The 19,139-nt window shown below is 70.1% G+C and carries 18 protein-coding genes; 11 read left to right on the forward strand and 7 right to left on the reverse strand.

All coding sequences use genetic code 11. The features are described 5' to 3' along the window. Positions 1 to 5: 5 nt before the first annotated feature. Both BM396_RS07740 and BM396_RS07745 read left to right on the forward strand, forming a co-directional pair. Complete coding sequence (locus tag BM396_RS07740; RefSeq protein ID WP_043758984.1) at positions 6 to 3,155, forward strand: efflux RND transporter permease subunit; 3,150 nt, start codon at positions 6 to 8, stop codon at positions 3,153 to 3,155. A gap of 143 nt (positions 3,156 to 3,298) precedes the next feature. Then, a complete protein-coding gene (locus BM396_RS07745; protein ID WP_043358068.1) occupies positions 3,299 to 4,834 on the forward strand; it encodes an efflux transporter outer membrane subunit in 1,536 nt (511 codons plus the stop codon). Between the two features lie 100 nt (positions 4,835 to 4,934). Here BM396_RS07745 and BM396_RS07750 read toward each other — a convergent pair whose 3' ends face one another. The 4 genes from BM396_RS07750 to BM396_RS07765 all read right to left on the reverse strand — a co-directional run bounded on the left by BM396_RS07750 (position 4,935) and on the right by BM396_RS07765 (position 9,205). After that, on the reverse strand, positions 4,935 to 5,726 hold the full coding sequence (locus tag BM396_RS07750; RefSeq protein ID WP_043358075.1) for a flagellar hook basal-body protein: 792 nt from the start codon (positions 5,724 to 5,726) through the stop codon (positions 4,935 to 4,937). Positions 5,727 to 5,937: 211 nt separating this feature from the next. Then, the gene (locus BM396_RS07755; RefSeq protein ID WP_043385125.1) at positions 5,938 to 6,420 is read right to left on the reverse strand and encodes a secondary thiamine-phosphate synthase enzyme YjbQ; all 483 of its coding nucleotides are present in this window, start codon (positions 6,418 to 6,420) and stop codon (positions 5,938 to 5,940) included. Continuing rightward, positions 6,417 to 8,150, reverse strand: a complete 1,734-nt coding sequence (locus BM396_RS07760; RefSeq protein ID WP_043385122.1) for a cisplatin damage response ATP-dependent DNA ligase — start codon at positions 8,148 to 8,150, stop codon at positions 6,417 to 6,419. Before BM396_RS07760 ends, BM396_RS07755 begins: the two co-directional genes overlap by 4 nt. Continuing rightward, complete coding sequence (locus BM396_RS07765; protein WP_043358063.1) at positions 8,147 to 9,205, reverse strand: ligase-associated DNA damage response exonuclease; 1,059 nt, start codon at positions 9,203 to 9,205, stop codon at positions 8,147 to 8,149. The genes BM396_RS07760 and BM396_RS07765 overlap by 4 nt, the downstream gene beginning before the upstream one ends. Before the next feature lie 68 nt (positions 9,206 to 9,273). On the opposite strand from BM396_RS07765, the gene BM396_RS07770 reads away from it, so the two are divergent. Both BM396_RS07770 and BM396_RS07775 read left to right on the forward strand, forming a co-directional pair. Further along, on the forward strand, positions 9,274 to 10,221 hold the full coding sequence (locus tag BM396_RS07770) for a methyltransferase domain-containing protein (protein ID WP_043385120.1): 948 nt from the start codon (positions 9,274 to 9,276) through the stop codon (positions 10,219 to 10,221). A 69-nt stretch (positions 10,222 to 10,290) separates the two neighbouring features. After that, the gene (locus tag BM396_RS07775; protein WP_043358073.1) at positions 10,291 to 11,085 is read left to right on the forward strand and encodes a YoaK family protein; all 795 of its coding nucleotides are present in this window, start codon (positions 10,291 to 10,293) and stop codon (positions 11,083 to 11,085) included. 24 nt (positions 11,086 to 11,109) lie between these two features. Here BM396_RS07775 and arfB read toward each other — a convergent pair whose 3' ends face one another. Both arfB and BM396_RS07785 read right to left on the reverse strand, forming a co-directional pair. After that, a complete protein-coding gene (gene arfB, locus BM396_RS07780; RefSeq protein ID WP_043358059.1) occupies positions 11,110 to 11,541 on the reverse strand; it encodes an alternative ribosome rescue aminoacyl-tRNA hydrolase ArfB in 432 nt (143 codons plus the stop codon). Positions 11,542 to 11,710: 169 nt separating this feature from the next. Then, positions 11,711 to 12,007, reverse strand: a complete 297-nt coding sequence (locus BM396_RS07785; protein ID WP_043385118.1) for a BolA family protein — start codon at positions 12,005 to 12,007, stop codon at positions 11,711 to 11,713. Between the two features lie 109 nt (positions 12,008 to 12,116). Between BM396_RS07785 and BM396_RS07790 the strand changes: the two genes are divergently transcribed. The 4 genes from BM396_RS07790 to cobT all read left to right on the forward strand — a co-directional run bounded on the left by BM396_RS07790 (position 12,117) and on the right by cobT (position 16,362). Further along, complete coding sequence (locus BM396_RS07790) at positions 12,117 to 12,743, forward strand: J domain-containing protein (protein ID WP_043358056.1); 627 nt, start codon at positions 12,117 to 12,119, stop codon at positions 12,741 to 12,743. Between the two features lie 208 nt (positions 12,744 to 12,951). Next, the gene (gene cobS / locus BM396_RS07795) at positions 12,952 to 13,935 is read left to right on the forward strand and encodes a cobaltochelatase subunit CobS (RefSeq protein WP_043358054.1); all 984 of its coding nucleotides are present in this window, start codon (positions 12,952 to 12,954) and stop codon (positions 13,933 to 13,935) included. 17 nt (positions 13,936 to 13,952) lie between these two features. Continuing rightward, on the forward strand, positions 13,953 to 14,360 hold the full coding sequence (locus BM396_RS07800; protein ID WP_244538837.1) for a DUF29 domain-containing protein: 408 nt from the start codon (positions 13,953 to 13,955) through the stop codon (positions 14,358 to 14,360). Positions 14,361 to 14,454: 94 nt separating this feature from the next. Beyond that, complete coding sequence (gene cobT, locus BM396_RS07805) at positions 14,455 to 16,362, forward strand: cobaltochelatase subunit CobT (RefSeq protein ID WP_043385115.1); 1,908 nt, start codon at positions 14,455 to 14,457, stop codon at positions 16,360 to 16,362. A 276-nt stretch (positions 16,363 to 16,638) separates the two neighbouring features. On the opposite strand, the gene rpmB is transcribed toward cobT, so the two are convergent. Next, positions 16,639 to 16,941, reverse strand: coding sequence for a 50S ribosomal protein L28 (gene rpmB, locus BM396_RS07810; RefSeq protein ID WP_043351177.1), 303 nt, complete (start codon positions 16,939 to 16,941; stop codon positions 16,639 to 16,641). Positions 16,942 to 17,395: 454 nt separating this feature from the next. On the opposite strand from rpmB, the gene BM396_RS07815 reads away from it, so the two are divergent. From BM396_RS07815 to BM396_RS07825, 3 genes are all read left to right on the forward strand, one after another. Then, on the forward strand, positions 17,396 to 18,244 hold the full coding sequence (locus tag BM396_RS07815) for a DUF3108 domain-containing protein (RefSeq protein WP_051044790.1): 849 nt from the start codon (positions 17,396 to 17,398) through the stop codon (positions 18,242 to 18,244). 72 nt (positions 18,245 to 18,316) lie between these two features. Further along, positions 18,317 to 18,607 carry a DUF1330 domain-containing protein gene (locus BM396_RS07820; protein WP_043385113.1) on the forward strand — a complete coding sequence of 97 codons (291 nt, stop codon included), beginning with the start codon at positions 18,317 to 18,319 and terminating at the stop codon, positions 18,605 to 18,607. Positions 18,608 to 18,799: 192 nt separating this feature from the next. Beyond that, positions 18,800 to 19,117, forward strand: coding sequence for a hypothetical protein (locus BM396_RS07825; RefSeq protein ID WP_043351171.1), 318 nt, complete (start codon positions 18,800 to 18,802; stop codon positions 19,115 to 19,117). The last annotated feature ends 22 nt before the right edge of the window (positions 19,118 to 19,139 follow it).

A 19,139-nucleotide genomic window follows, 5' to 3' on the forward strand; every position in this document is an offset into this window, starting at 1 on the left:
GTCCGATGAACGCCCTGATCACCTTCTCGCTGCGCCAGCGCGTGCTGGTGGTGCTGCTGTTCGTCGTGATGCTCGGCGTCGGCTACGGCGCCTACACGCAGCTCAACATCGAGGCCTATCCAGACCCGGTCCCGCCGCTGGTCGACGTGATCACCCAGAACCCGGGCCAGTCCGCCGACGAGATCGAGCGCTACATCACCATCCCCCTGGAGGTGGCGCTCGCCGGCATCCCCAACGCCCAGGTCGTGCGGACGATCTCGCTGTTCGGCCTCTCGGACGTGAAGGTCCAGTTCAACTACGAATACACGTACGAGCAGGCGCTGCAGCGGGTGCTCAACCGCCTGTCGCAGGCGCCGACGCTGCCCAACGGAGCGACGCCGCAGATCTCGCCGACGAGCCCGGTGGGCGAGATCATGCGCTACAAGCTCGTCGGCCCGGCGGGCTACTCGCCCATGGACATGAAGACCCTGCAGGACTGGGTTCTGCAGCGCCGGTTCAAGGCGATCCCCGGCGTCGTGGACGTCACGGCCTTCGGCGGCAAGGCCAAGGAATACGAGGTCGCGGTCGACCTGAACCGCCTCCAGGCCCAGGGCCTGACCCTGGTGCAGCTGACCAACGCGCTGAACAACGCCTCGATCAACGTCGGCGGCCAGACGCTGAACGTCGGCCAGCAATCGGCGGTGGTGCGCGGCATCGGCCTGATCCGCGACATGGACGACATCAAGGACACGATGATCAGCCTCGTCAACGGCACCCCGGTGCTGGTGCGGGACGTGGCGGAGGTGCGCGTGTCGAACGCCCCGCGCCTCGGCATCGTCGGCCACGACAACCAGCCCGACATCGTCGAGGGCATCGTGCTCATGACCCGCGGCGGCAAGAGCCTGCCGACGCTGGAACGGGTCGAGGCCGAGATCGACAAGATCAACAGCTCCACGATCCTGCCGCCCGACGTGAAGATCGAGCGGATCTACGACCGCTCGGGCCTGATCCACACCACGACCCACACGGTGATGCACAACCTCGTCTTCGGCGTGGTGCTGGTCTTCGTCGTGCAGTGGCTGTTCCTGGGCTCGCTCACCAGCGCGATCATCGTGGCAGCGACGATCCCGTTCGCCCTCGGCTTCGCGATCCTGATCCTGGTGGTGCGCGGCGATTCGGCGAACCTCCTGTCGCTGGGCGCCATCGATTTCGGTCTGATCGTCGACGCCACCGTGATCATGGTGGAGAACGTCTTCCGCCACATCGCCGAGCCCGACCACGTGAAGGGCGAGACGCCGCCCGACGGCCTGACGGGCCGGCTCGGCACCATCGCGGTCGCCGGGCGCGAGGTGAACCGGGCGATCTTCTTCTCGGCGACGATCATCATCGTCGGCTTCCTGCCGCTGTTCACGATGACCGGCGTCGAGGGCCACATCTTCGGCCCGATGGCCAAGACCTACGCGTACGCGCTGCTCGGCGGCCTGCTCGCCACCTTCACGGTCTCGCCTGCGCTCTCGGCCCTGATGCTGCCGAAGAAGCTCGAGGAGCGCGATACGCTCATCGTGCGGGTGCTGCGCGTCGGCCATGAACGCGCGCTGGCCTTCGGCCTGCGCAACCGCGTCCTGGCGCTTGCCGTGATGCTGGCGGTGCTGCTGGTCTCGGGGCTCACGGCCCGCAATCTCGGCCTCGAATTCCTGCCGCGGCTCGAGGAGGGCAATCTCTACGTGCGCGGGACGATGCCGGCCTCGATCTCGCTGGAGGCCGGCAACGCCTACGTCCAGCGCATGCGCAAGATCTTCCAGGAGGTCCCGGAGGTCACCACCGTCCTGTCGCACCAGGGCCGCCCGAACGACGGGACCGACGCCACGGGCTTCTTCAACGTCGAGATCCTGGCGCCGCTCAAGCCCATCGACCAGTGGCGCAAGGGCCTCGACAAGGAGACGCTGATCCAGGACCTGAGCAAGAAGCTGGAGGCGGAGTTTCCCGGCATCGAGTTCAACTTCTCGCAGTATATCGAGGACAACGTCCAGGAGGCCGCCTCGGGCGTGAAGGGCGAGAACTCGGTCAAGATCTACGGCAACGACCTCACCCAGCTCACCAAGACCGCCAATGCCGTGAAGGCAGCCCTCGCCAGCGTCCCGGGCGTCACCGACCTGTCGGTCTTCGAATCCCTCGGCCAGCCGACGGTGCGGATCGATGTCGACCGCCACAAGGCCGCCCGCTACGGCCTCTCGATCAGCGACGTGAACACCACCATCCAGGCGGCGATCGGCGGCCAGACCGCGGGCGACCTCTACGAGTACGGCTCGGACCGTCACTTCCCGATGCGGGTGCGGCTCGCCAAGGAGTACCGCTCGTCGCTGGCCGGCATCCGCAACATCGCGGTCGGTGCCCAGAACCCCAACGGCGGCGTCATCCAGGTGCCGCTCTCCGAGATCGCCGATGTCGACCTCGTCTCGGGGGCCTCGTTCATCTACCGCGAGGACCAGGAGCGCTACATCCCGGTGAAGTTCTCGGTGCGCGGCCGCGACCTCGGCAGCGCGGTGATCGAGGCGCAGCGCAAGGTCGCCGACGCGGTGGACCTGCCGCCGGGCTACCGGCTGGAATGGGTCGGGCAGTTCACCAACCTGAAGGAGGCGGCCACCCGGCTCAGCCTCGTGGTGCCGATCACGCTGCTGCTGATCGCGCTGCTCCTCTACATCAACTTCTCGTCGGTGGCCGACATGCTGCTGACCCTGTCGGTGATCCCGATGGCGATGATCGGCGGCATCTTCGCCCTGGCGCTGACCGGCACGCCGTTCTCGATCTCGGCGGCGATCGGCTTCATCGCGCTGTTCGGGATCTCGACCATGGAGGGCGTGATCCTGCTCGCCTACTACAACCAGCTGCTCGACGAAGGCTGGAAGCGGCAGGAGGCGGTCTGGCACGCCGCCGTGGTGCGCATGCGCCCGGTGATGATGACCTGCGTGGCGGCCTGCGTCGGCCTGCTGCCGGCGGCGGTCTCCACCGGCATCGGCTCGCAGGTGCAGAAGCCGCTGGCGCTCGTGGTGGTGGGCGGCATCATCCTGGCGCCGAACCTGATCCTCGTGGTCGTGCCGGTGCTGATCTCCCTGTTCTCCCGACGGCACCCGAACCCGGACGCACAGGCCCGGTCCGCGCATCGGGCCGCCGCGTGAGCCGGTTCACGACCGCACGGGCGGGGGCTCTGCCCGTTGCAGGGGCGCCACAACGGCATCCCCGCGGGCGCCAACAGGGGACAGTTGCATTGACTTGGATGCGGTCCGCGCCGCTCTACCGAGGTGGGGTTTTCGGGGGCGGGATGGTGGACTTTGCGCCGGGACGGTGCAGACGGGCAGCCGCTGTGCTGGCGGCCTCCCTGTGCCTGTCGGCCTGCGCGGTCGGCCCGAACTTCGTGCCGCCCGAGGATCCGCCGGTCGGCCGCTACACCAAGGAACCGCTGCAGAATCCCTCCGCGGCCGACAAGATCCGGACCCGGCAGGGCGGCTCGGCCGACCAGAGCTTCGTCTCCGGCGCCGACATCCCCGGCCAGTGGTGGACCCTGTTCCACTCGAAGGCGCTGAACCGCCTCGTGGAGCAGGCCCTCGCCAACAACCCGACGCTGGAGGCCGCGCAGGCCTCCCTGCGGGTGGCGCAGCAGAACGTGCTGGCCCAGAAGGGCACGCTCTATCCGAGCCTGACCGCGACCCCGCAGATCCAGGGCGCCCAGGCGCCCGGCCTCGACCTGCAATCGCCCCTCAACAACCAGAACCAGTATCTCTACAGCCTCTCCACGCCGCAGGCGGTGGTCTCGTACAATCCGGATGTGTTCGGCGGGAACCGCCGGCAGATCGAGTCCCTGGAGGCCACCACCGAGAACCAGCGCTTCCAGCTGGAGGCGGCCTATCTGAGCCTGACCGCCAACGTGGTCGCCGCCGCGATCCAGGAGGCGTCCCTGCGGGCGCAGATCGACGCGACCCGCAAGGTGATCCAGGCGCAGACAGAGGTGCTGCAGCTCTACAACAAGCAGCTCTCCCTGGGGCAGATTGCCGGGGCCGACGTGGTGCAGCAGCAGGCGGCGCTGGCGCTGTCGCAGCAGCTGCTGCCTCCGCTGGAGAAGGCGCTCGCGCAGCAGCGCAACCTGCTCACCGCGCTGGCCGGGCGCCTGCCCTCGGACGAGGTCTCCGAGACCTTCGACCTCGCCGCCCTGCGCCTGCCGACGCGGCTCCCGGTGAGCCTGCCCTCGCGGCTCGTGCAGCAGCGGCCCGACGTGAAGGCGGCGGAGGCCCTGGTGCAGCAGGCGAGCGCCACGGTGGGCGTCGCGGTGGCGAACCGCCTGCCGCAATTCAGCCTGACCGCCACGGGCGGCTCCAGCGCCACCCGGATCGCTCAGGTCACAAGTCCGGGGGCGGCGTTCTTCACGATCATCGGGCAGGCGACGGCGCCGATCTTCGATGCCGGCACCCTGTTCCGGCGGCAGCGCGCCGCCGAGGAATCGCTGACGGTGGCGCAGGCGCAGTACAAGGCGACGGTGATCACCGCCTTCCAGAACGTCGCCGACGCGCTGCGGGCGCTCCAGGCCGACGCGAAGGCCGTGGCCGCCGCCGACGCGGCGGTGAGCGCCACGAACCAGAGCCTGGGGCTGATCCGCAAGCAATACACGGCGGGGGCGATCACCTCCTCGCAGGTGCTGATCGCCCAGCAGGGCTACCTCTCGGCGCTGGTCACCTCGGCCGCGGCGCGCGCCACGCAGTACGCCGACACCGCCGCCCTGTTCGTGGCCCTGGGCGGCGGCTGGTGGAACCGCGCCGACGTGGCGCCGCCCCCGCCCGAGAAGGACCCGCTGAAGTTCCTGTGATTGGTTGCCCCGTGTCGTGACCGACCGCGTCCTGACATTCGCCCCCGTCCCGGGGGCCACCCTGATCCTGGACGACCGCTCGGGCCGCCCCGCTACCGCGTCAGGTGTACATCGCGATGGCGTCCTGCAGCATCTGGTCGGTGGTGCTCATGACCTTGGTGTTGGCGGTATAGGCCTGCTGGGTCTCGATCATCTTCGAGAACTGATCCGAGATGCTGGCGTTCGACTGCTCCACGGAGCCGGCGGCGATGGTCGCGCCGTTGAGGCCGTAGCTCGGCGTGCCCGACTGACCCGTCGCCACGTAGGTTCCCCCGTCGAGGGAAGCGAGATTGTCCTGCAGTCCGAACTGCGCCAGCTGAAGCGAGCCGAGCGCCACGGAGCTGCCATCCGCGGCCGTGCCGGTGAGCGTGCCGGCCGGCGAGACCGTGAGGCTCGACAGGGTATTGGCGCCGGTGGGGACTTGGACGGGGGCGGTCGCCGACGGGCCGGCGAACAGGTAGTAGCCCGCACCGTTGCTGAGATAGCCGCTGGCGTCCGGAGCGAAGTCGCCGCGTCGCGTGTAGCCGGTATCCCCGGTGAAGCTCGGGCTCTGGGTCGTCCCGGTGTTCTTCCGGACGATGAAATAGCCGTTGCCCGAGATGGCGAGATTGGTCGATACGCCGGTCGACTGCACCGTACCCTGGATGTTCAGGCTGTTGCGCGTGCCCGGCGACACCCCGCCGGCCAGCTGTGTGCTGCGATCGGTCTCGGCCAGCATGTCGGCGAAGCTCGTCTCGGTGGACTTGAACCCCGCCGTCTGGGTGTTGGCGATGTTCCCCGAGATGTTGTTCAGGGCGAGCGACTGCGCCGAGGCGCCGGAAATCGAATTCGAGAGCGCGGTGAAAAGGCCCATCGGGGTCTCCATTCGCCGGAGCGGCACGGCTCCCGATCCGACGACGACCCATAGGCGTGCGCTATGGTTAACCGACGGTGTGTATGCACATGTTGCTGAGCCGGCCCGGGGGCGTCGGGGGTAGCGGGGCGACGCAATCCCGCCGCGCCGAGCCCGATCCGGTCGCACTGGCCCGGGTCGCTTCGCTCCACCTGCGGCGACCGTGGAGGCGTCAGGCCCCGAGGGCGCTCAGCACGATCTCCCGCCGATGCGGCCGGTCGCGGTGCTCGATCAAGTAGATCCCCTGCCACGTGCCGAGCGCCAGCGTTCCGTCGACCAGCGGGATGGTCAGGGCCGAATCGGTGACGAGGGTGCGGATATGGGCCGGCATGTCGTCCGGTCCCTCGGCGCCGTGGACGTAGCCGGCCTGCCGCGGCGCGAACCCGTCCAGCGCGGTCATCAGGTCGGTCTGGACGTCGGGGTCGGCATTCTCCTGGATGGTGAGCGAGGCCGAGGTGTGCCGGCAGAACACCGTGACGAGACCGTCCCGGATGCCGCTGCCGCGCACGAAGGCCGCCACCGCGGCGGTGAAATCCGTGAAGCCCGGCCCCGCGGTTGCGATGGTGAGGCGCCCGCTCGCGCGGCGCTCCAGGGCGCCGGAGGCCAGCGCCTCGACCGGACCGATCGTGCCGGCCCTGGTGTTTCCCCGTCTCATCCGGTCTCCTCCATCAGGGTCGCCCCCGGCGCGATCTCGCGCTCGCCGCGAGCGAGGATCCGTTCCAGCACGTCGATCCGGTCGGCCTCGGCGGGCGGCTTGTCCCAGCGGATGCGGCTGACCCGGGGGAAGCGCATCGCCACCCCCGATTTGTGCCGGGTCGAACGCTGGACGCCCTCGAAGGCAATCTCCAGCACCAGCCCGGCGTCGCGTCCATGGGCGACCTCGCGCACCGGGCCGAAGCGCTTGGTGGTGTTGTTGCGGACGTAGCGGTCGAGCTTGGCGAGTTCCGCGTCGGTGAAGCCGTGATAGGCCTTGCCCACCGGCACCAGCTCGTCGCCGCCCTCGGGCGCCGCCCGCCAGACCCCGAACGTGTAGTCCGAGTAGAAGGACGAGCGCTTTCCGTGCCCGCGCTGGGCGTACATCATCACGGCATCGACGATGTGCGGCTCGCGCTTCCACTTCCACCACGGTCCCTTGGGACGGCCCGGCAGGTAGGGGCTGTTCCGGCGCTTGAGCATCACGCCCTCGATGGCGTCGGCATCCTCGCCCGCCCCCACCGAGGCCGGATCCGCCCGTGCGGCTGCCAGCGCCGCCCAATCCGCGAAGGGCACACGGGGCGAGATATCGATCCGCGCGTGGTCGAGGCGGGTGACCAGCGCCTCCAGCTTCTCCCGACGGGCCTCGAAGGGTTCGGCCCGCAGGTCCTCGCCCGCGAGGGTGAGGAGGTCGTAGGCCCGGACATGGGCGGGAAACTCCTCCAGGAGCTTGGCCGTCACCGCCTTCCGGTTCAGGCGCTGCTGGAGGACATTGAAGCTCTGCACGCGCCGCTCGCGCAGGATCAGCAATTCGCCGTCGATCGCCCCTGTGAAGGTGATGGACTCGGCGAGATCCGGGAACGCCCCGGTGATGTCCTCGCCGGTGCGGGAATAGACCTTTCCGACTTGCTGACCCGCCCGGTCGGGGCCGCCGACGAGCTGGACGCGGATGCCGTCCCACTTCCACTCGGCCGAGAAGGCCTCGGGCTCCAGCTTCTCGAGGTCGGCCTCCTCCTCGATCGGGTGCGACAGCATCGGCGGCCGGAACGGGGCGGGATTCAGGGTCTCGGGCCGCTCGGCCCGGCCCTCGACCCAGGCGAACAGGGTCGCGAAGGGCGGGGTCAGCCCGTGCCAGACCTCCTCCACGGCATCGGCCTCGTGGCCGCCCAAGGCGCCGACGGCCGTCTTGGCGAGCCGCGCCGAGACACCGACCCGCAGGTTGCCGGTGACGAGCTTCAGGAGCGCCCAGCGCCCGGTCTCGTCGAGGGCATCGAGCCAGCCGGCGAGGTGACGGGAGAGCTCGCGCTTGGGGATCGTGCTGAGCGTCTCGACGACTTCGGCCAAGCTCGGTGGCGGCGGGTTGTTGTGGCCGATCCCGGCGGCCCCATCCCCTCCCGCCTCTGCGGGGGGGGAGAGAGATGGGACGGGCCAGATCAGCGCCGTCGTCTCGGCGAGATCCCCGACGTAGTTGTGCGACAGCCGGAACAGGACCGGGTCGATCCGCTCCTCGACGAGTCCGCGGATCAGCGCCGGCTTGGCCTCGCGGAAGCTCAGCGTGCCGGTCATGGCACCGAGCGCGTAGCCGCGTTCAGGATCGGGGGTGCGCGAAAAATAGTCCTGCAGCATCCGCAACTTGGCGTTGCGGCGCGGCTCGTAGGCGAGGCGGTCGAGGAGGTGGGCGAATGCGTTCACGCCGCCGCCTCCGTCCCGGAGCCGGCCTCGACGGAGCCCGGCTCGGCCTCGCCGTCATCGCCGTAACCGAGCAGGTGGAGGGGCTTGGCCTTGATGCCCTGCGTCCCGCACCAATGGACCAGCGCATCCTCCTGACCGTGCGTGACCCAGACCTCGCCGGCACCGGTGTCGCGGATGGTGCGGCACAGGTCCGGCCAGTCGGAATGGTCGGAGATCACCAGCGGCAGCTCGACGCCCTTCTGGCGGGCGCGGGCGCGCACCCGCATCCAGCCCGAGGCGAAGCAGGTCACGGGATCGGGGAATTTCCGGGACCACAGATCCTGGATCGACGAGGGTGGGCAGATCACGATCGCCCCCTGCAGGTCCTTGCGCTCGGCAGCCACGACCTTGGGCGTGTCGCCCAGCGGCACCCCTTCCTCCTTGTACAGCGTCGTCAATTTCTCCATGGCGCCGTGCAGGTGGATCGGGCGGTCCCAGCCCTCCTCCCGGAGAAGCGCCATCACCCGCTGCGCCTTGCCGAGCGCGTAGGCGCCGACGATGTGGGCGCGTTCGGGGAACAGCCGCGCCGAGTCGAGGAGCTTGCGGACCTCGCCCCGCGTGTCGGGGTGCGTGAAGACCGGCAAGCCGAAGGTCGCCTCGGTGATGAACACGTCGCAGGGCACCACCTCGAAGGGCAGGCAGGTCGGATCCGGCGCCCGCTTGTAGTCGCCCGAGACCACGACCCGAACCCCGTCCCGTTCGATGGCGATCTGCGCCGAGCCGAGCACGTGGCCCGCCGGCGCGAAGCGCACGGTAACGTCGCCGACGCGGAGTGCCGCACCGAGCGGCGCCTCCTGCCGCTGGCGGCAGAACTCCGCGCCGTAGCGCACCGCCATGATCCGCAGAGTCTCGGGCGTCGCCAGAACCTGTCCGTGGCCGGCGCGGGCATGGTCGGCGTGCCCGTGGGTGATCAGCGCGCGCTCCACCGGCCAGGTCGGATCGACGTGGAAGCGCCCGAGCGGGCAATAGAGACCCTCGCGGGTCAGGGTGAGGAGATCGCTGGCGCGTATCGGCATCGGGTCCGTGCAGCCGGTGGAGTCCGCCGGTGGCCCCGATATATAGGCGCCCCCGACCCGGCAGACGCATGGCCTCGCAGCTCAGTTCCGGCGACCTCCTCGCCGATCGCCGCTATCGCTACGCGGAGGCCTGCTTGGCCGACGGCGACCATGCGGGCGCCGCCGACCTCGCCGAGCAGGTCCTGGACCTTGCTCCGCGCTACGCGCCCGCCTGGCTCCTGCTGGGCCGGGCGCGGGAGGGTCTGGCGGCCTCCGGCGCCGATCCGGCCCTGCGTGCCGCGGCGGCACGCGCCTATGCCAGCGCCCTCGAGATCGATCCGGAAGACGGGCTGGGCGTGCGCACGCATCTTGTCCGCCTGGGTGTCGGCGACGGCCTCCCGGTCCTGTCGCCCGCCTATGTCCGGGCTCTGTTCGACGACTACGCGCCGCGTTTCGAGCACCACCTCGTGGAGGGCCTGGGCTATGTCGGCCCGCAACGCGTCCGCGACGCCCTGCCGGGCGTCCCGGAGCGCTTCCCGGTCGCGCTCGATCTCGGCTGCGGCACGGGGCTGATGGGCACCGTTCTGCGCGACCGGGTCGATCATCTCACCGGGATCGACCTCTCCCCCGGGATGCTGGCAATGGCGCGGGCCAAGACGTGGCGGGATCGGCCGCTCTACGACCGCCTGATCGAAGGCGACCTCGCCGCCGCCCTGGCGGACCTGCCGGAGGCCTGCGCCGATCTCTGCCTCGCCGCGGACGTCCTGATCTACGTGGCGGACCTCGCTGCGTTCCTGACGGGGATCGGCCGGGTCCTGCGACCGGGCGGGCTCGGCGCCGTCACGGTGCAATCCCACGACGGTGCCGGCTCGGTCCTGGGCAAGGACGGACGCTATGCCCATGCCGATGCCCACATCGCGGCGACGGCCGCCGGCGCCGGACTGGAGATCCTGACTCTGCGTCCCGCCCACATCCGGCGCGAGGGTGGGCGGCCGGTGCCGGGGCGCGTCGTTGTGCTGCGCCGCACATCGGCATGAAACCGCTTGGCTCTTCGTCCATTGTTTGTCGGCCGTGAATGGGCGCGGCCGCTCGATCGGGGGATCAGCATGGCGGATTACGGAAACAGGACAGGCCGCGCGACACCGGAGCGGAAGCCAGAACCGCCGGCCGACAAGTCCTTTCCGGCCGATCCGCGAACCCGCATCCCGTTCGCGATCGCGTTGGCCGCGCTCGCGGGCTGCGCCGATTCCATCGGCTTCCTGGAATTCTCGCAGCTGTTCATGTCGTTCATGTCGGGCAACACCACCCGCTTCGGCGTGGCGGTGGCCAATGGCGACTGGGAGAACGTCACCCGCGTCGCCAGCACCATCTGCATGTTCTGCTTCGGCGCCTTCCTGGGGACTTTGATCGCCGCCTGGGTCGGGCGCTGGCGCCTCGCCGTGCTGCTGACGCTCCAGGCCCTGCTGCTCGCCGGCGGCCTGCTGATGCCGTGGGGCACCTTCGCCTATCCGCTGCACGCCTATCCCATCGTCCTGGCGCTGGGCCTTCAGAACGCGACGCTGCAGGACGAGGGCGGCCGCTCCCTGGCGCTCACCTACGTCACCGGCGCCGTGGTGCGTTTCGGCACCGGCTGCGCCAACCTGCTGCTCGGCACGGTGGCGCCCTCCTTCTGGATCCAGGCGCCGCTCTGGGCCGGTCTCAGCACCGGCGCGGTGGTGGGCGGTCTGCTCGACATCCGCTACGGCGAATCGGCCTTCCTGTTCCCGGCGGCGCTCGCCGCCATCCTGGCGCTGATCGCGATCGTGCTGACCATCGCCAAGCCGGGCAGCACGCTGGTGGCGGGCTCCTCTCCGGCGCCCGATGCCAGCCCCAAGGCCGAGGTCATCGACGCGATCCACTGAGATCCCACCGGGGCGGGTGCGGGATCAGCCGTCGGAATCCCGGTAGCTGCCCCGGCCCTGCTTGATCACGGCACGGCTCTTCTTGGCGACGATCCGCCGTTCCTTGGAGCCCTTCGTGGGCTTCGTCGCCCGGCGGATCGGGGGCGGCGGCTTGGCGGCCTCGGCCACGAGGTCGACGAGGCGCTGCAGGATCTCGGCCCTGTTGCGCTCCTGCGTCCGGTGCCGCTGCCCGATGAGGACCAGGACGCCGTCCTTGGTCATGCGCCGCCCCGCGAGCCGCACCACGTTCGCCTTCACGCGGTCATCCACGGAGGGCGAATCCAGGACCGGCCAGCGGAGCTGGACCGCCGTCTCGACCTTGTTGACGTTCTGGCCGCCCGCGCCCGAAGCACGCATGAAGGACAAGGTGATCTCGTCCTCCGCGATGGCGATGCGCGGCGTCACCCGCAGGGACATGGCGGCCTCTCCGAGAGGATCGTCAACGGCCGCCGCGCCCGCGTATCGGGCGCGGGGCGGAGGATGCAGAGGGGTATCCCCATAACCACATTCCCCTCAATCCGCTGCCCCGCCCACGCCACCGACCCGGGCGGACCGAGGGCTGCCCGCGGGCGGCCGCGCAGCCGGGTCAGGCGGCCTCGGCCGGCGTGCGGGCGCGCACGGCGAGGGCGTGGAGACCGCGCTTGAACGCATCGTCCAGGACTGCGTTCACCAAGCGGTGCCGCTCCACGCGGCTCTTGCCCTCGAACGCCGACGCGACGATGTCGAGCCGATAGTGGGTCTCGCCCCCCGGCCGTGCCCCCGCATGACCGGCATGCAGATGCGACTCGTCGATCACGTCGAGGCGCGCCGGCGCGAGTTGCTCCCGCAGCCGCGTCTCCATCCAGTCCCGCAGGGTGCCCCCCGCGCCCGCACCATCCGTCATCCTGCCCTCGCGTCGCGTTCGTGGGCTGCCGTCAAGCCCGATCCCGCGCATGCGTCATCAGGCCCGGTGCCCTTGTGTCTTAGGTCTGCCCCCTCATAATCGGCCCGTCATGGATCTCAACTCGCGCCTGTTCGACAGCATCCGGATCAAACCGTCCTGCGACGAGCCGAAAGCCGCGGCCGAGGGCGTCTGCGAGAGTCCGGGCTGCACCCATCCGGGTCTGTACCGGGCGCCCAAGGGCCGGAAGGCGGAGGGCCAGTACTGGCGCTTCTGCATGGACCACGTCCGCGCCTACAACGCGACCTACAACTACTTCGACGGCATGAACGATGCCGCCGTCCAGGCCTATCAGAAGGACGCGATCATCGGACATCGCCCGACCTGGGCGATGGGCGTGAACCGGACCGGCCAGGCGAAACCGGCGGACGAGCCAGCCCGCGACTGGGCCTATGTCGATCCGCTGGGCATCCTGCGCGGCGAGGGCGTCGGCGATGCCCGCCGGCGCGCGCGTCAGCCCGAGGAGCCGCGCAAGCCCCGCCACTCGGCCACGGTCCGCCGGGCCCTCGACGTGATGGGCCTTGAGGAAGGCGCGGATTCGGCCGCCATCAAGGCGCAGTACAAGATCCTGGTGAAGCGCTTCCACCCCGACGCCAACGGCGGCGACCGGTCGTTCGAGGAGCGGCTGCGCGACATCATCCGGGCTCACGACGTGCTGCGTGGAGCCGGACTCTGCTGACCGGCACGAACCCTGCACGCCGGTTCGCATCCGGGATAGGGCAATCCGCACGGCGCGACCCTATATGGGGTCGATGCCGGTCGGTGGCGCCCGGGCGCGTCGCCGTCTAAGGATGGCTTCGCCCCGCCGCGGAGGCCCGGCTCGACGTCCTTTCGCGCGGATGCTCCACTGCTAGGGAGTGGAGCGACCGCGCCTCACGAGGTTCCGAATGCTCTCTGACGATACGCCCGCCGCGCTGCCCGACCGCACCGTCTCCGTCCGCGATGTCTTCGGCATCGACCTCGACCTCAAGGTCCCGGCCTATGCCGAGCCCGAGGAGCACGTGCCGGATCTCGATCCGGACTACATCTTCGACCGGGAGACGACGCTCGCGATCCTGGCGGGTTTCGCGCGCAACCGCCGCGTGATGGTCACCGGCTATCACGGTACCGGCAAGTCGACCCATATCGAGCAGGTGGCCGCCCGGCTGAACTGGCCGTGCATCCGCATCAACCTCGACAGCCACGTCTCGCGCATCGACCTCGTCGGCAAGGACGCCATCGTCCTGAAGGACGGCAAGCAGGTCACCGCCTTTCAGGACGGCATCCTGCCCTGGGCGCTGCAGAACAACGTGGCCCTCGTGTTCGACGAATACGATGCCGGCCGCCCGGACGTGATGTTCGTGATCCAGCGCGTGCTGGAACTCTCGGGCCGCCTGACGCTCCTCGATCAGAAGCGCGTGATCCGCCCGCACCCGGCCTTCCGGCTGTTCGCCACGGCCAACACGGTGGGACTGGGCGACACCTCGGGCCTCTATCACGGCACCCAGCAGATCAACCAGGGTCAGATGGACCGCTGGTCGATCGTCACGACGCTGAACTATCTGCCCCACGACCGCGAGGTCGACATCGTGCTCTCGAAGGCCACGCATTACCGGAGCGACCAGGGCCGCGACATCGTCAACCGGATGGTTCGGGTGGCGGATCTCACGCGCAACGCCTTCATGAACGGCGATCTGTCCACCGTCATGAGCCCGCGCACGGTGATCACCTGGGCCGAGAACGCCGACATCTTCAAGGATATCGGCTTCGCCTTCCGGGTGACCTTCCTGAACAAGTGCGACGAGCTGGAGCGGACCCTGGTGGCCGAGTTCTACCAGCGCGCCTTCGGCAAGGAGCTGCCCGAGAGCGCGGTGAACGTCGCGCTGAGCTGATCTGCATGGAGGACGCGATGGCGCATCCGGCCCCGACCCGCGAGGACGCTCCGGCGGCTCCGCATGCCGAGGGGCGGACGCGCTACGCGGATGATCTCTATAGCTGGGTTCAGGAGCAGGTGGCGTTGCTCCGCGCCGGCCGGGTGGACGCCCTCGACCTCGACAACATCGCCGAGGAGCTGAGCGACGTGGGCCTGAGCGACTATCATCGGCTCACCAGCGCTGTGGAGATCGTCGTGCTCCACATGCTGGAATGGGATCATCAGCCGGAACGCCGCAGCCGCAGCTCGACGCTCAGCATCGCCGAGCACCGTGAGCGCATCCTGATCCAGCTGCGGAAGAAGAGCCCCGGGTTGAGATCCAGCCTGGACGAGCGCAGCGCGACGGGTTCCGCCTCGGTCGCCTCGGGGCGGCCCGGCAGATGAGGCGCTCGCCCAAAACCCTGCCCGCGGAGTGTCCCTACAGCTGGGACGACATCCTGAATCGCCCCTTCGAAGTCGACGTCGACCGGTAGCCCGCATGTCCATCTCCAACCGCAAGCCCGGCGAGCGCCGCGAACCCGTGGCCGAGCCCCTGAAGCGCTCGGTGGCCGGCTGCCTGCGCGCCATCGCCCGGCGCTCCGAGGTCGAGGTCACCTACGCCACCGACCGGCCGGCGCTCACCGGCGACAAGGCCCGGTTGCCCGAGCCGCCGCGCAAGCTCTCGGCGCAGGACGTCGCGGTGCTGCGCGGCAATGCCGACGCCATGGCGCTGCGGCTCGGCTGCCACGACGTCGCCGTCCATCGCCGCCTCGCCCCCGAGAATGCCGCCGCCCGGGCAGTCTACGACGCGGTCGAGCAGGCCCGGGTCGAGGCGATCGGCTCGCGCCGGATGGCGGGCGTCGCCAGCAACATCTCGGCGATGCTGGAGGACCGCTACCACCGCGGCGGCAAGTACGAGACCATCACCGACCGGGCCGACGCCCCCATGGAGGACGCGGTCGCCCTGATGGTGCGCGAGCGCCTGACCGGCCAGAAGCCGCCTGAGGCTGCAACCAAGATCGTCGAACTGTGGCGCGAGCATATCGAGTCCAAGGCCGGCCCGAATCTCGACGGGCTGATCGGCTCGATCGAGGACCAGCGCAAGTTCGCCCGCTCGGTGCGCGATCTCCTCACCTCCCTCGACATGTCGGACGAGACGCCGTTCGACGCCGAGGATGACGAGAACGACGACGAGAACGACGCCCAGGACGAGGAGCAGAACCCGAGCGAGGGCGATTCGGAGGAGAAGAGCCAGGGCGAGCGCGCCGAGATCGAGACCTCCGAGGAAGCGTCCGACGAGATCGAGGACGGCGCCCAGGAATCCGCCGATGCGCCCTCGGGCGAGCTGCCCGAGGAGGCGGAGGATGCGGAATCCGAGGAGGCCTCGGAGGCCTCGCGGCCGCCCCAGCGGCAGGGCAACGAGGCGCGCGGCCCCGAATACCGGGTGTTCAACCCTCGGTTTGACGAGGTCATCCACGCCGAGGAGCTGTGCGACGCCGACGAGCTGGCGCGCCTGCGCTCCTACCTCGACAAGCAGCTCTCCCATCTACAGGGGGTGGTCGGCCGCCTCGCCAACCGGCTTCAGCGCCGCCTCCTCGCCCAGCAGAACCGCGCCTGGGACTTCGACCTGGAAGAAGGTCAGCTCGACCCGGCGCGGCTCGTGCGCGTGGTCATCGACCCCTACCAGCCCCTCTCCTTCAAGCAGGAGAAGGATACGAACTTCCGCGACACGGTCGTCACGCTGCTCCTCGACAATTCCGGCTCGATGCGCGGCCGGCCGATCACCGTGGCGGCGACCTGCGCCGACATCCTGGCGCGGACACTGGAGCGCTGCGGCGTGAAAGTGGAGATCCTGGGCTTCACCACCCGGGCCTGGAAGGGCGGCCAGAGCCGCGAGGCGTGGCTCGCCGCCGGCAAGCCGCCGAATCCCGGCCGCCTGAACGACCTGCGCCACATCGTCTACAAATCGGCCGACGCCCCCTGGCGGCGGGCGCGCAAGAACCTCGGCCTGATGATGCGCGAAGGTCTGCTCAAGGAAAATATCGACGGCGAGGCGCTGGATTGGGCGCACAAGCGCCTGCTCGGCCGGCCGGAACAGCGCAAGATTCTGATGGTGATCTCGGACGGCGCGCCGGTGGACGATTCGACCCTGTCGGTCAATGCCGGCAACTACCTCGAACGGCACCTGCGCTGGATGATCGAGGAGATCGAGACGCGCTCGCCGGTGGAACTGCTCGCCATCGGCATCGGCCACGACGTGACGCGGTACTACCGCCGCGCCGTGACGATCATCGACGCCGAGGAACTCGGCGGGGCGATGACCGAGAAGCTCGCGGAGCTGTTCGAGGAGAACGGCACGCCGGCACCGACCGGCCGGATGCTGCGCGCGGCGGGCGGGCGGCGCTGACCGTCCGCGGGCCTTCTTCGGCCTCGAGGCCCATCCGCTCCGGCCTCTCATCCTGAGATGCCGGAGCGCCGCGGAGGCCGCGAAGGAAACCTCCGTCAGGCCGCCCGATCCCTGGAGCCCTCCTTGGCGGCCCGCTGACGCGGGCCCCTCAGGATGCGGTCGTGAACGGGATTTTCCGGATCACTGTGCCTGTTGCGCGCAAGCGGAAACCGCCGCGGCCTCGGGGGCCACGGCGGTTCGAACCGTCCGATGAAGGATGGCGTGAAGCCCGGAGACTCAGGCCGCGACGGCCGGGGCCTCGGCGAGCTTCTTGTGGATCTCGCGCTTCAGGAGGCGGGCGGTCTGCGACAGGTCGCCCTCGCCAGCCTTGATCAGGAAGGCGTCGAGCCCACCGCGGTGCTCCACGGAGCGCAGGGCGTGCGCGGTGACCCGCAGACGGACGCGCTTGCCGAGCGCGTCGGACTGGAGAGTGACGTTGCACAGGTTCGGCAGGAACCGGCACTTGGTCTTGCGGTTCGAGTGGCTCACGAGGTGGCCGACCTGAACGGCCTTGCCGGTGAGTTCGCAGCGGCGCGCCATGATAAAAAACGATCCCGTCTCGTTCCGCCCGAATAGACCCGATCGCGACCGGCGCGATCATCGTCGCAGCAGGCGGCGCCCATTGCGTGTTCCAGGTCCGGCGGAGTCCTGTTGAAGGCGCGAGCCTATAGGCGACGAAGGCGCGCCGCGTCAAGGTGCCCGCCGACCGCAGAGCCGCCCGGGCCGCCCCGGCCGCCCAACGGTCTGTTAACCACGATGCCGGGATATAGCCTTCTTCCACCTGCAGGAAGGTGCCTCTCCCGGCTCCGGGCCTCGAGAGGCGTCCGACGCGCGGGGGTGTTCGAGAGGGTGTGTCCGAGCGCGTGTCTTGGGCCGCCCGCCCTGGGATGCGATCCGGATCATGAGCGCCACGCCAATCCGTCGGATGATCAAGCCTGTGACAAAGCACGCTGCCGGGCGCCTCGCGGGCAGCCTCCTCGCCCTCGCTGCCCTCATGGCTCCGGCCGATGCCGCCTCGCGGGCGTCGCGCGCGAAGCGGGCCGCCGGGGCTGCCGCGACCGTGGCGGTCGATTACGGCATCAACCTCGCCGGCCTGCCGATCGGCACGGCGCGGCTGGCCGGTTCGTTCGACCGCGACCGCTACCTCATGGACGTGTCGGCGGTGCTCACGGGCCTCGTCGGCGCGATCACCGGCGGCAAGGGCTCGGCCCGGGCCTCCGGAAGCTTCGCGGCGGCACCGCAGCCCGGCGCCTTCGCCATCGCGACCCAGACGGCCAGTTCCGGCATCGCGGTGCGCATGGCCCTGGCGCACGGCAACGTGGTCCAGGCTGAGATCACGCCGCCCCTCGTGGACATGCAGGACCGCGTCCCGGTCACAGCCTCCAACAAGCGCGGCATCATCGACCCGGTCAGCGCCCTGCTGATGCCGACTCAGGGACGCGGCGAGCCCCTCGATCCGGAAAACTGCAACCGCACCCTGCCGGTCTTCGATGGCGCCACCCGCTTCAACGTGGTGCTGAGCTACGCCGAGACGCGCCCGGTTCAGAAGCCCGGCTATGCCGGTCCGGTGCTCGTCTGCAACGCCCGCTACCAGGCGGTGGCCGGCCACCGCCCGGACCGGCCGGGGGTGAAGTTCATGGAGGAGAACCGCGAGATGTCGGTCTGGCTCGCCCCCGTCGAGGGGACGCGGGTCCTGATCCCGCTGCGCATCTCGGTGCTCACCACGATCGGCACCAACATCATCGAGGCGACGCGCTGGAGCCAGGGCGGCAATGCGGGCACGACCGGGACGGCCGGCGCCGCCGGTACCAGCGTCGCACAGGCGAGCCTGCCCGGGCAGTAGCGGCGGTTTGACCGCCCGCGGCTTTCCCGGCACGTCCGCGCGGCGCGACAGCCGCGCCAGGGAGGTCAGCCAATGCCCAAGGGCTACATCATCGTCCGGATGACGGTCACCGATCCGGAGACCTACAAGGACTACGCCGCCCTGGCCTCCGAGGCCATGCGCAAGTATGGCTGCACGCCGCTGGTGCGCGGCGGCCGCTGCGAGGCGCTGGAGGGCGAGGCCCGTCCGCGCAACGTCGTGCTGGAATTCGAGTCCTACGAGGCGGCGCGCGCCTACTATTTCTCGCCCGAGTACCAGGCCGCCGTCGCCAAGCGCCGGCCGGCGGGGATCGGCGAGGTGGTCCTCGTCGAAGGCGTCGACTGATCCGCCTGGCGTTCGGAGCCCGCGGTCGATGCAGCCCGCGCCGCCCTCAGCCCGGAGCGCCGCGCCCTCGGGCAGCGCGAGGCCTGAAACCGTGGCGCTCTCCCTCAGGTGCCTGCGGGCCCAGAGGAGGCGGCTCCGGAGCGCGCGGCCGGAGGTGGAGGAAATCTTCACGTTCCCGGCGATAATCGGCGGATGCGCCCGCTTGCTCTCCGAATCGCCCTCGCCTTGGCCGTCGTCACCGGCCCGGCGGCCGCGCAGCCCCTGAGCGCCGGCACCGCCGATCCGGGCTGCGGCGGCGACGCTTTCTCGTCGGCCGAAGTCGTCGAGCACCGGCCGCCGCGGCGCGGCCCCCTCGTGGCGGTGCCCGACACGCTCTGCGCCGACGTGGCACCGCAGCCGGGCACGCCGACGACGCAGATCGACATCTTCCCGATGATCACGCCCCAGATTGGACCTGGCGGGGGCGGCATCCCATATGAGGGCGGACCGTCCCGGCCCTACCGTCCCTGAGACGCGGCCGGCCGGTCGAACC

It is taken from the genome of Methylobacterium sp. UNCCL125, assembly GCF_900116795.1.
Lineage (GTDB): Bacteria > Pseudomonadota > Alphaproteobacteria > Rhizobiales > Beijerinckiaceae > Methylobacterium > Methylobacterium fujisawaense.